Below are 13,044 nucleotides of genomic sequence, written 5' to 3' on the forward strand. Positions count from 1 at the left end.
CGGGTGGTGTTGCCCACGGTGTGAGCTCAGCGGCTGACCTGACGACCCGCGCCGTCTACAGTGGGCGGCATCGTCTGTTGAGCCTGGTGGAGGGCATTTGTCCGCGCTGTATGCGGTCGGCAAGTTCGCGATCTCTCCAGTGTCCCGCCTGCTGTGGCGGCCCAAGGTCAGCGGACTGGACAACGTGCCGGCCACCGGCCCGGCCATCCTCGCCAGCAACCACCAGTCCGTCATCGACTCGGTGCTGATGGGCGCGCTCATGCCGCGCAACGTCTACTTCCTCGCCAAGGACGAGTACTTCATCGCCTCCGGGGTCAAGGGCACCGTCATGCGCAACGTCATGTACGGGCTGAACCAGATCCCCGTCGACCGCTCCGGCGGCCGGGCCAGCCTGATGGCCCTCGACGCCGCGCTGCCCGTCCTGCGCGACGGCCACGTCCTCGGCATCTTCCCCGAGGGCACCCGCTCACCCGACGGCCGCCTGTACCGCGGCCGCCCGGGCGTGGCGAAGCTCGCCCTCGACGCGCCCGCCCCGATCATCCCGATCGGCCTGCTCAACACCGAGAAGATCCAGCCGATCGGCGCCTCCGTGCCGCGCATCGGCCCGACGGTCGAGGTCCGCGTCGGCGAGCCGCTCGACCTGAGCCAGTGGCAGGGCGGCGAGATCGACAGCCGTGGCCTGCGCGAGCTGACCCTCAAGCTCATGAACGCGATCCAGCAGCTCACCGGCCAGGAGTACGTCACCCGGTACGCCCCGAAGCGCCCCGACCAGATCGCCGCCGCGAACGGTTCGGTAGAGAAGGACTGAGTCAGCCGCGGCGGACGATGGAGCCGCGGATGTTGTGGGTCAGGGTGCCGGCCTGCTCGACGGACTTGCCGGGGAAGACGGCCAGGGCGATGACGCCGTGGTCGGCCCAGCCGCAGACGGTCGCCGAGCGGCCGTCGAACCGGGCCGCGGCGCAGCGCTGCTCGCCGCCGAAGGGGCCGGGGTCGATGTCGCGCACCGTGCCGACCTGCATCGCGGCCGGGAGCTTGCGGATCGAGGCCTCCAGGTCGCGGGTGGGGTCGGTGATGAAGCGGGTGGCGCCCGCGACGAGGACCCGCAGCTGCTTGTTCGAGGCGTCGGTGTACGTGACCGTGAAGCCGGACTCGTCGAGGTGGTCGGAGGTCAGGGCCTTCTGCAGGTCCGTGGCCGCCTTCTTGGCGTTCGCGTCGCTGGAACGGGTGAGCCCCGGCACCGTCGCGTCCACCTGCACCGAGGCCGGGTACTGCACCCAGTAGGGCCGGGCCCAGGCGTACGAGCCGCCGCAGCAGCCCGCGCACAGGGCGAAGAGCAGCAGCATCACCCACGGCCAGCGCCGCTTGCGCCGCCGGTAGGCCGGGGGCGGCGGACCGTAGCCGGGCGGCGGGCGGTAACCGGGCGGGGGACGGTACCCGGGCGGCGGCGGACCGTACTGCGGCACCGGCACGTACCGGATCTCCGGCGGCGGCGGTGAAGGATCAGCGGGCAGGGGGACCGTCCGCGGCGCGGCGGGCAGATCGAGGGTGTCCTCCCACTGCCGTCGCCGGCGTGACCCGCCCGGAGGCACCGACGCCGAGCCCACCCACGTCGGCGTGGCCGGCTGGCGGTCGGTCGGCGATTCATCCGGATGTGTCACACCCTGAAGGCTAGCGACCCCATGCACGGCCCGCCGTTCAGCGGCGGCAGGTTTGACGGACACCTCGCGCGGATACGGTTGCGGTGTGCTGGGTCTACCGGAACGCGTGACCGCCTGCCTGTTCGACCTCGACGGGGTGCTCACCCCGACCGCGATCATCCACAACAAGGCATGGACCAGGACGTTCGACGACTTCCTCGCCGGACGCGACGGCCAGCGGCCGTTCGACCCGGTCGCCGACTACAACGACCACGTCGACGGCAAGCCGCGCGAGGCCGGCGTCCGCGACTTCCTCGCCTCCCGCGGCATCACGCTGCCCGAAGGCACCCCCGACGACCCTCCGGACGCCCAGACCGTCTACGGGCTCGGCAACCGCAAGAACGAGCTGCTGCTCACCCTCATCAAGGAGGGGCTCGAGCCGTACCCGGGCAGCGTGCGCTACCTGAAGGCGGCCGCCGCGGAAGGGCTGCGCCGGGCGGTGGTCAGCTCCAGCGCCAACACGCTGCAGGTGATCACGTCGACCGGCCTCGACGCCTACCTGGAGGCCAGGGTCGACGGCGTCACGGTCCGCGAGCAGGGGCTGCGCGGCAAGCCCGCCCCGGACACGTTCCTGGCGGCGGCGCGGGACCTCGGCGTCGCGCCGGAGCATGCCGCCGTGTTCGAGGACGCGCTCTCGGGGGTCGCGGCGGGGAAGGCCGGCGGGTTCGGCTACGTCGTCGGGATCGACCGGATCGGCGGCGGGCACGCCGACGACCTGCGGGCCGCCGGCGCCGACATCGTCGTGCCGGACCTCGACGCGCTTCTGGAAAGTCAGGACCAGCCGGAAGGGCGGGACCGCTGATGGCGACATTCCCGGTCGAGCCTTGGGCGGTCCGCGAGACCGAGCTCGACCTCGACGACCTGGGGCAGACCGAGTCGCTGTTCGCGCTGTCCAACGGGCACGTCGGGCTGCGCGGCAACCTCGACGAGGGCGAGCCGTTCGGGCTGCCCGGCACGTACCTCAACTCCTTCTACGAGGAGCGCCCGCTGCCCTACGCGGAGGCGGGCTACGGCTTCCCGGAAGAGGGCCAGTCGATCCTGAACGTCACCAACGGCAAGGTGTTCCGCCTGCTGGTCGACGACGAGCCGTTCGACGTGCGGTACGGCAACCTCCTGAGCCACGAGCGGGTGCTCGACCTGCGGGCCGGCACGCTGCGGCGCGACGTCGACTGGATGTCGCCGGCCCAGCAGCGGGTCAAGGTCAGCACCACCCGCCTGGTGTCGCTGGAGCAGCGGTCGATCGCCGCGTTCCTGTACGAGGTCGAGCCCGTCGACGGCCCGGCGCGGGTGATCGTGCAGTCGGAGCTGGTCGCCAACGAGGACATCCCGCAGACGAGCAAGGATCCGCGGGTCGCCGCGGCGCTCGGTCATGCCCTCGAGCCCGAGGAGCACACGGCCAGCGGGCTCAACGGCCAGCTGCTGCACCGCACGAAGGCGAGCTGGCTGCGGCTCGGCGCGGAGATGGACCACGAGGTCGACGCGCCGGTGCCGGTCCGCTCGCACACCGAGGCCAGAGAGGACTGGGCGCGCACCACGTTCGCGTGCGAGCTGCAGCCCGGCCAGCGGCTGCGGATCGTCAAGTACCTCGCGTACGGCTGGTCCAGCCAGCGGTCCCGGCAGGCGATCCGCGACCAGGTGCACGGCGCGATCGCCGGCGCCCGGCTCGGCGGCTGGGACGGCCTCGTAGCGGCGCAGCGGCGGTTCCTCGACGGCTTCTGGGCGCAGGCCGACGTCGAGGTCGAGGGCGACGCGGAGATCCAGCAGGCCGTGCGGTTCGCCCTGTTCCACCTGATGCAGGCCGGCGCGCGGGCCGAGGCCAGGCCGATCGCGGCGAAGGGCCTGACCGGCCGCGGCTACGACGGGCACGTGTTCTGGGACACGGAGGGCTTCGTGCTGCCGGTGCTGACCTACACGCACCCGCGGGCGGCCCGCGACGGGCTGCGCTGGCGGCACGACACGCTGCAGCTGGCCCGCGACCGCGCCGCGCAGCTGGGCCTGTCCGGGGCGGCCTTCCCGTGGCGGACGATCCGCGGGCAGGAGTGCTCCGCGTACTGGCCCGCCGGCACCGCCGGGTTCCACGTCAACGCCGCCATCGCGGCCGCCGCGGTCCGCTACGTCCAGGCGACCGGCGACACCGCCTTCGAGGCCGACTTCGGCCTGGAGCTGCTGGTCGAGACGGCCCGGCTGTGGCGCTCCCTGGGCCACCACGACCGGCACGGCGTCTTCCACATCGACGGGGTGACCGGCCCCGACGAGTACAGCGCGATCGCCGACGACAACATCTACACCAATCTCATGGCCCAGCAGAACCTCGTCGCCGCGGCCGGCGCCGCCGAACGCCACCCGGACGAGGCGCGGGCGATCGGCGTCGACGACGAGGAGATCGCGTCGTGGCGCGACGCGGCCGCCAGGATCCACCTGCCCTACAGCAACGAGCTGCGGGTCCACGAGCAGTCCGCCGGCTTCACCCGGCACCAGGAGTGGGACTTCGAGCACACGCCTGACGACCACTACCCGCTGCTGCTGCACTACCCATACTTCGACCTGTACCGCCGGCAGGTCGTCAAGCAGGCGGACCTGGTCCTGGCCATGCACTGGCGGGGCGACGCCTTCACCGCGGAGGAGAAGGCCCGCAACTTCGCCTACTACGACGAGCGCACGGTCCGCGACTCCTCGCTGTCGGCCTGCACGCAGGCGGTGATGGCCGCCGAGGTCGGGCACACCGAGCTGGCCTACGACTACCTCGGCGAGGCGGCCTTCGTCGACCTGTACAACCTGCAGCACAACTCCGGTGACGGACTGCACATGGCCTCGCTCGCCGGGACGTGGCTGGCGCTCGTCGCAGGCTTCGGCGGGATGCGGGACCACGGCGGGGAGCTGTCGTTCATGCCGCGGCTGCCGGACCGCCTGGACCGGCTGTCGTTCGCGATCACCTGCCACGGCGCCATCCTGCGGGTCACCGTCGACCACGAGGAGGCGACGTACCAGCTGGACTCCGGGGAGATGACACTGCGCCACCACGGCGAGCAGTTCACCGTCACGGCGGACAAACCGGTCACGCTGCGGGTCCCGCCGCCGCGGCCGGCCACGCCGGCGCCCAAGCCGCCCGCCAGGCGGGAGCCGAGGCGGCGGCACCGGAACTCCTGAGGCGGCGGCCGGGGGCGTTCTGAGGCTGCGGGTACCCTGGTAGCTCGTGAGCGTCGCAAGCGTCTTCCCGCAACTCGAGCGTCTCCTGCCCAGGATCAGCAAGCCGATCCAATATGTGGGAGGTGAGCTCGGTGCGGTCGTCAAGGACTGGGACTCCGCCACCGTGCGGTGGGCCCTGTCCTACCCGGACGCCTATGAGGTCGGCCTGCCCAACCAGGGCGTCCAGATCCTCTACGAGGTGCTCAACGAGCAGCCGGACGTGCTCGCCGAGCGCACCTATGCGGTGTGGCCCGACCTGGAGGCGCTCATGCGCGCCGAAGGTGTGCCGCAGTTCACCGTGGAGGCGCACCGCCCGGTGACCGCGTTCGACGTGTTCGGCATCTCGTTCGCCACCGAGCTCGGCTACACCAACATGCTCACCATGCTGGACCTGGCCGGCATCCCCCTCGACTCGCGCGAGCGCGACGACCGGCACCCGGTGGTCGTCGCCGGCGGGCACGCCGCGTTCAACCCCGAGCCGATCGCCGACTTCATCGACGCCGCCGTGCTCGGCGACGGCGAGGAGGCGGTCCTGGAGATCACCGCCATCGTGCGGCAGTGGAAGGCCGACGGCTCGCCCGGCGGCCGCGACGAGCTGCTGCTGCGCCTGGCGCGGACCGAGTCGGTCTACGTGCCGCGCTTCTACGACGTCGACTACCTGCCCGACGGGCGCATCCAGCGGGTCGTGCCCAACCGCGCCGACGTGCCCTTCCGGGTGCACAAGCGCACCACGATGGACCTGGACGCGTGGCCCTACCCCAAGCGCCCGCTGGTGCCCCTCGCGGAGACGGTGCACGAGCGCTACGCCGTCGAGATCTTCCGCGGGTGCACGCGGGGCTGCCGCTTCTGCCAGGCCGGGATGATCACCCGCCCGGTGCGCGAGCGCTCGATCACGACCGTCGGGCAGATGGTCAAGGAGGGGCTCGAGTTCTCCGGCTTCCACGAGGTCGGCCTGCTCTCGCTCTCCTCCGCCGACCACTCCGAGATCGGCGACATGTGCTCCGGCCTCGCCCAGCAGTACGAGGGGACCAACGTCTCCCTGTCGCTGCCCTCGACCCGGGTCGACGCGTTCAACGTGACGCTCGCCCAGGAGCTGGCCCGCAACGGCCGGCGCACCGGCCTGACCTTCGCGCCCGAGGGTGGCTCGGAGCGGATCCGCAAGGTGATCAACAAGATGGTCACCGAGGAGGACCTGATCCGGACCGTCGTCACGGCGTACAGCAACGGCTGGCGGCAGGTGAAGCTGTACTTCATGTGCGGGCTGCCGACCGAGACCGACGACGACGTGCTGCAGATCGCCAAGCTGGCGCACGACGTCATCCGGGCCGGCCGGGAGGCCACCGGCTCCCGGGACATCCGCTGCACGGTGTCGATCGGCGGGTTCGTCCCCAAGCCGCACACGCCGTTCCAGTGGGCGCGCATGGAGCCGCCGGAGGTCATCGACCACCGGCTCCGGGCGCTGAAGACCGCGATCAACGCCGACCGCAACCTCGGCAAGGCGATCGGCTACCGGTACCACGACGGTCAGCCCTCCCTGATCGAGGGCCTGCTCAGCCGGGGTGACCGGCGGGTCGGCGCGGTCATCCGGCGGGTCTGGGAGTCCGGCGGCCGCTTCGACGGCTGGTCCGAGCACTTCTCCTACCAGCGCTGGGTCGACGCCGCCGCGGCGGTGCTGCCCGAGCGCGGTGTGGACCTGGACTGGTACACCACCCGCGAGCGCGACCAGCACGAGGTCCTGCCGTGGGACCACCTCGACTCCGGCCTGGACAAGGACTGGCTCTGGCAGGACTGGCAGGACTCGCTCACCGGGTTCGAGCAGGACGACTGCCGGTGGACGCCGTGCTTCGACTGCGGCGTGTGCCCGAGCCAGGACACCGAGATCCAGATCGGCCCCACGGGCAAGAAGCTGTTGCCGCTGACCCCGGTCGGCGCGGGACTGCGGATGCCTGAGGCGGTGCACCGTCATGGCTAAGCGACAGCCTGAGGGCGGCCAGGACCCCGTCGTGCAGCGGATCCGGCTGCGGTACTCGAAGCGGGGCCCGATGCGCTTCACCTCGCACCGCGACTTCGCCCGGGCGTTCGAGCGGGCGCTGCTGCGCGCCAACGTGCCGATCGCGTACTCGCAGGGCTTCACCCCGCACCCGAAGGTCTCCTACGCCTCCGCCGCTCCGACCGGCGTGGCCAGCGAGGCCGAATACCTGGAGATCGGCCTGCGGGCCGTCGTGGACCCGGGCGACCTGCGGGCCGCCCTCGACGCGGCCCTCTCGCCCGGCCTCGACGTGATCGAGGCCGTCCAGTCGCCGCTCAACGGCGGCGGCAGCCTGGCCGACCGCATCGACGCGTCGGCCTGGCACCTCGAGCTGCCCGGCGTCACGCCGGCCGAGGCCGAGGCGGCGGTCCAGGCCTTCCTGGGCGCCACCGAGGTGCTCGTGGAGCGGCTCACCAAGCAGGGCAAGCGGGTCTTCGACACGCGTGCCGCGGTTGTCCGGCTCGCCGTACTTTCCGTCCCTTCGACCCCCGGTGACGTACCTTCCGAGGTCGCCGAGGCACCGTGTGCGATACTCGACCTTGTCGTGCGGCAGGGAACCCCGACCGTGCGACCCGATGATGTGCTGTCCGGTCTGCGTGTAGTAGCCGACCTGGAGCCTCCGGTCCCGCCTCGTGCGACCCGACTGGCTCAGGGAGTGCTGACCGCGCAGGGAGAGCTTGTCGATCCGCTCGCCGCGGATCGGCCGGCGGTCGTCGTCGGGGCTTCGTCACTGGAGTAGTCGGCGAGGTTGGCAGACTTTCGGCGGATCGTCCGTGTGAGCGGATACCTCCGCCGGCACAACATATATGCGGTGCCCCCGTGTGGCTGCGTTGCTACGCGCCCGGGAGCGCCAGAACTGGAGAACGTCCGCATGTTCGACAACGAGTCGGCAAGCGGCGAGGCAACCGGCGACGCGCCGGTTGCAGACGCCGCTACCACCGAAGAGACCACTCCCGTCCGCCGCACGCGGCGCCGGACCACCAAGGCGGCCGCCACCCCCGCCGCTGAGCCAGACGCGGCCGCTGCCGAGGCGACTCCGGAGGTGACCCCGGAAGCGGCACCGGCGGAGGAGGCCGCGCCGGTCCGCCGGACGCGCCGCAGAGCGGTGAAGGCGACAGCGAGCGCCGAATCGGACGATTTGGGCGAGTCTGGACAGCAGGCGCTGCCGCTGGACGCCGGCACCCCGGCCGCCGCCGCTGCGGACAGCCCAGCGGCCGCCGGCGACCAGGCCCCTGAGGCTGGTGAGCCGGCCGTCGCCGCGCCGGTCAAGCGCACCCGCCGCCGGGCGGTCAAGGCCGCGCCGGTGGAGGAGCCCGAGCCGCTGCCGGTGCCCGAGGCCGTCACCCCCGAGGTCGCCGAGGCACCGGTCGCCGAGGCTCCGGAGGAGACCGCTCCGGCCGAGACCGAGGACGAGGAGGCGGTCGAGGAGACCGCCGCCGAGGAGGTCGTCGCGCCGGTCGAGGAGCCGCCCGCCCGCCGGGGGCGCCGGGCCGCGCCGATCCAGGTGCTGTTCATGCCGCCGAGCGAGGAGGTGGAGCCGGTCCGCCCGGCCGCCCCGGCGTTCGGTGCCGCGTCCGGCGCCACGTCCGGCATCGACCCGTTCGCCGCGCCGGCCGTCGCCGCCGTCGACTACGAGGACCTGGGCGAGGAGGCTCCCGAGGAGCCCGTCGGCCGCAGCCGCCGGCGCCGGGGCCGCCGCGGCGCCGAGGAGGCGCCCGCCGCCGTCGAGGCTCCGGTGGAGACCGACGAGGTCGACGCCGAGGTCGACGAGGATGAGGACGAGGACGAGTTCGAGCCCGGCACCCGCCGCCGGCGGCGGCGTGGCCGCCGTGGCCGTGGCCGTGGCCGTGGCACGCTCGGCGACGACGTGGACGAGGTCGAGGGCGAGGCCGAGACCGACGCCGAGGGCGAGGAGGAGGCGGCCGCCGACGAGGACGCCGAGGCGTCCGACGAGGGCGACGAGGACGGCGAGGGCATGACCCGCCGCCGGCGCCGCCGCCGGCGCAAGGGCTCCGCCGACACCGAGCCCGCCGACGACCCGCACGTGGTCGTGAAGATCCGCGAGCCCCGCCCGGCCGCCCGCGAGCGCGAGCGCGACGAGGTGCAGGGGATCTCCGGCTCGACCCGCCTGGAGGCGAAGCGCCAGCGTCGCCGCGACGGCCGCGAGCAGCGCCGGACCCGCCCGCCGATCCTGTCGGAGTCGGAGTTCCTGGCCCGCCGCGAGGCGGTCGACCGCACGATGGTCATCCGGCAGAAGAACGACCGCACGCAGATCGCGGTCCTGGAGGACAAGGTGCTCGTCGAGCACTACGTCACCCGGGCCTCGTCCAGCTCGATGGTGGGCAACGTCTACCTCGGCCGCGTGCAGAACGTGCTGCCCAGCATGGAGGCGGCGTTCGTCGACATCGGCCGGGGCCGCAACGCGGTGCTGTACGCCGGCGAGGTCAACTGGGACGCGACCGGCCTTGAGGGCCGCACCCGCTCGATCGAGCAGGCCCTCAAGTCGGGTGACTCGGTGCTGGTCCAGGTGACCAAGGACCCGATCGGCACCAAGGGCGCCCGGCTGACCAGCCACATCGCGCTGTCCGGCCGGCACCTCGTCTACGTGCCGCACGGCAACGCGTCCGGCATCAGCCGCAAGCTGTCGGACATCGAGCGCAAGCGCCTCCGCGACGTGCTGAAGAACCTGGTGCCCGACGGCGCCGGGGTCATCGTGCGCACCGCGGCCGAGGGCGCCAGCGAGGACGACCTGGCCCGCGACGTGAAGCGGCTGCAGGCGCAGTGGGAGGCCATCCAGGAGAAGTCCGGCAGCAGCAGCGCGCCGGCCCTGCTCTACGAGGAGCCCGAGCTGGTCGTGCGGGTCGTCCGCGACCTGTTCAACGAGGACTTCGGCGAGCTGGTCATCCAGGGCAACGACGCCTACGAGTCGGTCGAGCCGTACCTGTCGCACGTGTCGCCGGACCTGGTCGACCGGGTCAAGCGGTACACCGGCGTCAACGACGTCTTCGCGGACCTCCGCATCGACGAGCAGCTGATCAAGGCCCTCGACCGGCGGGTGTTCCTGCCCTCCGGCGGCAGCCTCGTCATCGACCGCACCGAGGCGATGACCGTCATCGACGTCAACACCGGCAAGTACACGGGCGCCGGCGGCAACCTCGAGGAGACGGTCACCCGCAACAACCTCGAGGCGGCCGAGGAGATCGTCCACCAGCTGCGGCTGCGGGACCTCGGCGGCATCATCGTCATCGACTTCATCGACATGGTCCTGGAGTCCAACCGCGACCTGGTGCTGCGCCGGCTGACCGAGTGCCTGGGCCGGGACCGGACCAAGCACCAGGTCACCGAGATCACCTCGCTCGGCCTGGTGCAGATGACCCGCAAGCGGGTCGGTCAGGGCCTGCTCGAGGCGTTCAGCGAGACCTGCGAGGTGTGCAAGGGCCGCGGCCTGATCATCCACACCGAGCCGATCCCCGAGAAGCGCGGTGGCGGCGGCAGCGCCGGCAGCAACGGTCACGGTGCGACGAAGGTGGCCGCGGCGACCGTCACCAGCGGCGTGGAAGAGGCCGACGTCCAGCCGGCCCGCACCGGTCGCCGGCGTGGCCGCCGGGGCGGCGCCGCGGTCGCGGAGGTGGCCGAGGTCGCCGAGTCCGTCGAGGAAGAGACCGACTCGGTGGACGTGCCGCACACGGTGGAGGACGTCGAGGAGGAGGCGGAGTTCACGCCGATCGCCTCCGAGGACGACCCGGACAACATCGACGACGACGAGGACGAGTCGGCCGGCAACGGTGCCCGCCGCCGGACCCGCCGGGGTGGTCTGCGCAGGCGGACCCGCCCCTGATTTGGGGGGTACGCCACCGATGGCGTACTCTTCTTAAGGCGCACTTTCGTGCGTCGGGTCTTTGCGTGCTTTGTATGGGTCACGCGGATGACCAACCGCCAGTAGCTACGACAGGAGTCCGCGTCCGATGTACGCGATCGTCAAGACCGGCGGCAAGCAGTACAAGGTCGCCGAGGGCGATGTGATCGAGGTCGAGAAGCTCGCGGGCCAGCCTGGCGACTCCCTGTCGCTCGCGGCGGTGCTGCTTGTCGACGGCGAAGATCTCATCACCGACGCGGCGAAGCTTGCCAGCGCTGCGGTGACCGCTGAGGTCGTCGCGCACACCAAGGGTCCGAAGATCCGGATCCACAAGTTCAAGAACAAGACCGGCTACCACAAGCGCCAGGGTCACCGCCAGCCGCTGACCCAGGTGAAGGTCACCGGCATCTCCACCGGGAAGTAGGGGCAGCGCGATGGCACATAAAAAAGGTGCGTCCAGCTCGCGGAACGGGCGCGACTCCGCTGCCCAGCGGCTCGGCGTGAAGCGTTTCGGCGGTCAGCTGGTCAACGCCGGCGAGATCATCATCCGGCAGCGCGGCACCAAGTTCCACCCGGGTGACCTGGTGGGCCGCGGTGGCGACGACACGCTGTTCGCGCTCGCCGCGGGCCACGTGCTCTTCGGCACCAAGCGGGGCCGCAAGACGGTCAGCATCACCCCAGCCGCAGGCTGAAGTTTCTTTCCGGACGGCGGGCCGGGGGCATATTCGCTCCCGGCCCGCCGTTCTTGTGTTCGTGAGGTCCTCGGGGTGCGGCAGTGCCGTGCCGCCGGCGATCTGTGAGGTTGAGGGGATCGGGTCGTGACCACGTTCGTTGACCGCGTCGTGCTGCACGTGAGGGCGGGCGACGGTGGCCACGGCTGCGTGTCCATCCACCGCGAGAAGTTCAAGCCGTTCGGCGGCCCCGACGGCGGTGACGGTGGCCACGGCGGCAGCGTCAAGCTCGTCGTCGACCCGGCCGTGCACACGCTGCTCGACTTCCACTTCCACCCGCACCAGAAGGGTGGCAACGGCGCCGGCGGCGCGGGCAACGATCGCGACGGCGCCAACGGGCAGACGCTCGTGCTGCGGGTGCCCGACGGCACCGTCGTGCACAGCATGGACGGCGAGGTCATCGCCGACCTGATCGGCGAGGGCACCGAGTTCGAGCTGGCCCGCGGCGGGCGGGGCGGCCGCGGCAACGCGGCCCTCGCCAACACCCGCCGCAAGGCGCCCGGCTTCGCGGAGCTCGGCGAGCCCGGCGAAGAGATCGACGTCGTCCTGGAGCTCAAGAGCGTCGCCGACATCGGCCTGGTCGGCTTCCCGTCGGCCGGAAAGTCGTCGCTGATCTCGGTCATCTCCGCGGCCCGGCCCAAGATCGCCGACTACCCGTTCACCACCCTGGTGCCCAACCTGGGCGTCGTGCAGGCCGGCGACAACACGTTCACCGTCGCCGACGTGCCCGGCCTGATCCCCGGCGCCGCCACCGGCAAGGGCCTCGGCATGCAGTTCCTGCGGCACATCGAGCGCACCGCGGTGCTGGTCCACGTGGTCGACACCGCCGCCCTGGAGACCGAGCGCGACCCGGTGTCCGACATCGACGCGATCGAGGCTGAGCTGGCGGCGTATGGCGGCCTGGAGGACCGGCCGCGGATCGTCGCGCTGAACAAGATCGACGTGCCGGACGGGCGCGACCTCGCCGACATCATGCGCGCCGACCTGGAGGAGCGCGGCTACGCCGTGTATGCGGTGAGCGCCGTCACCCACGAGGGGCTCAAGGAGCTCATCTTCGCGATGTCGGAGCTGGTCGGGCAGCAGCGCAAGCTGGCCCCGCCGCCGGAGCGCACCCGCATCGTCATCCGTCCCGCCGCCGTCGACGACAGCGGCTTCACCATCGTCCAGGACGACGAGGGCGTCTTCGTGGTCCGGGGCGGCGCGCCCGAGCGCTGGGTCCGGCAGACCAACTTCGACAACGACGAGGCCGTCGGCTACCTCGCCGACCGGCTCGCCCGCCTCGGCGTCGAGGACGCGCTCAAGAAGGCCGGCGCGGAGCCCGGGTCGCCGGTCCGCATCGGCGCCCGCGAGTTCGACTGGCAGCCCAACACGTACACCGCCGACGACTTCGTGCCGGGCAACCGGGGCACCGACTACCGCCTGGAGGAGCCCAACAAGCGGGTCCGCGCCGCGGAGCGCAAGGCGATGCGGGGTGCCCGCCGCCAGCCGTACGAGACGCTGGAGCTCGCCCCCTCGGACGAGGACGACCAGGACGACTTCTGACCC

Annotated in this window: 10 protein-coding genes; 9 read left to right on the forward strand and 1 reads right to left on the reverse strand. The window is 72.1% G+C overall.

Features of this window, described 5'->3' with window-relative positions:
- The first annotated feature begins 97 nt into the window (after positions 1 to 97).
- A complete protein-coding gene (locus tag ABD332_RS49665; RefSeq protein ID WP_344512294.1) occupies positions 98 to 808 on the forward strand; it encodes a lysophospholipid acyltransferase family protein in 711 nt (236 codons plus the stop codon).
- A 1-nt stretch (position 809) separates the two neighbouring features.
- Here ABD332_RS49665 and ABD332_RS49670 read toward each other — a convergent pair whose 3' ends face one another.
- Positions 810 to 1,658, reverse strand: a complete 849-nt coding sequence (locus tag ABD332_RS49670) for a hypothetical protein (protein WP_344512295.1) — start codon at positions 1,656 to 1,658, stop codon at positions 810 to 812.
- An 85-nt stretch (positions 1,659 to 1,743) separates the two neighbouring features.
- Here ABD332_RS49670 and ABD332_RS49675 point away from each other — a divergent pair, with 85 nt between their 5' ends.
- From ABD332_RS49675 to obgE, 8 genes are all read left to right on the forward strand, one after another.
- Entirely contained in the window at positions 1,744 to 2,499 is a 756-nt protein-coding gene (locus ABD332_RS49675) for an HAD family hydrolase (RefSeq protein ID WP_344512297.1), read from the forward strand.
- Positions 2,499 to 4,844 (forward strand): glycoside hydrolase family 65 protein, encoded by a 2,346-nt coding sequence (locus ABD332_RS49680; protein WP_344512299.1) that lies wholly within the window; start codon positions 2,499 to 2,501, stop codon positions 4,842 to 4,844. The genes ABD332_RS49675 and ABD332_RS49680 overlap by 1 nt, the downstream gene beginning before the upstream one ends.
- A gap of 46 nt (positions 4,845 to 4,890) precedes the next feature.
- Entirely contained in the window at positions 4,891 to 6,855 is a 1,965-nt protein-coding gene (locus ABD332_RS49685) for a TIGR03960 family B12-binding radical SAM protein (RefSeq protein ID WP_344512301.1), read from the forward strand.
- Positions 6,848 to 7,651, forward strand: a complete 804-nt coding sequence (locus ABD332_RS49690; protein ID WP_344512303.1) for a TIGR03936 family radical SAM-associated protein — start codon at positions 6,848 to 6,850, stop codon at positions 7,649 to 7,651. Before ABD332_RS49685 ends, ABD332_RS49690 begins: the two co-directional genes overlap by 8 nt.
- Positions 7,652 to 7,783: 132 nt before the next feature.
- A complete protein-coding gene (locus tag ABD332_RS49695; protein WP_344512305.1) occupies positions 7,784 to 10,750 on the forward strand; it encodes an Rne/Rng family ribonuclease in 2,967 nt (988 codons plus the stop codon).
- Between the two features lie 127 nt (positions 10,751 to 10,877).
- On the forward strand, positions 10,878 to 11,192 hold the full coding sequence (gene rplU / locus ABD332_RS49700; RefSeq protein WP_033365478.1) for a 50S ribosomal protein L21: 315 nt from the start codon (positions 10,878 to 10,880) through the stop codon (positions 11,190 to 11,192).
- A 10-nt stretch (positions 11,193 to 11,202) separates the two neighbouring features.
- A complete protein-coding gene (gene rpmA / locus ABD332_RS49705) occupies positions 11,203 to 11,460 on the forward strand; it encodes a 50S ribosomal protein L27 (protein WP_033365480.1) in 258 nt (85 codons plus the stop codon).
- A 126-nt stretch (positions 11,461 to 11,586) separates the two neighbouring features.
- A complete protein-coding gene (obgE, locus tag ABD332_RS49710; protein WP_344512311.1) occupies positions 11,587 to 13,041 on the forward strand; it encodes a GTPase ObgE in 1,455 nt (484 codons plus the stop codon).
- Positions 13,042 to 13,044: the final 3 nt, after the last annotated feature.

The sequence above is a fragment of the Dactylosporangium maewongense genome (assembly GCF_039531485.1).
Lineage (GTDB): Bacteria > Actinomycetota > Actinomycetes > Mycobacteriales > Micromonosporaceae > Dactylosporangium > Dactylosporangium maewongense.

Bases quoted from the DNA above. Each gene is read 5' to 3' on its own strand.
- ABD332_RS49680 (WP_344512299.1), top strand. From the start codon at position 2,499: ATGGCGACATTCCCGGTCGAGCCTTGGGCGGTCCGCGAGACCGAGCTC.
- ABD332_RS49690 (WP_344512303.1), top strand. From the start codon at position 6,848: ATGGCTAAGCGACAGCCTGAGGGCGGCCAGGACCCCGTCGTGCAGCGG.
- ABD332_RS49695 (WP_344512305.1), top strand. From the start codon at position 7,784: ATGTTCGACAACGAGTCGGCAAGCGGCGAGGCAACCGGCGACGCGCCG.
- rplU (WP_033365478.1), top strand. From the start codon at position 10,878: ATGTACGCGATCGTCAAGACCGGCGGCAAGCAGTACAAGGTCGCCGAG.
- rpmA (WP_033365480.1), top strand. From the start codon at position 11,203: ATGGCACATAAAAAAGGTGCGTCCAGCTCGCGGAACGGGCGCGACTCC.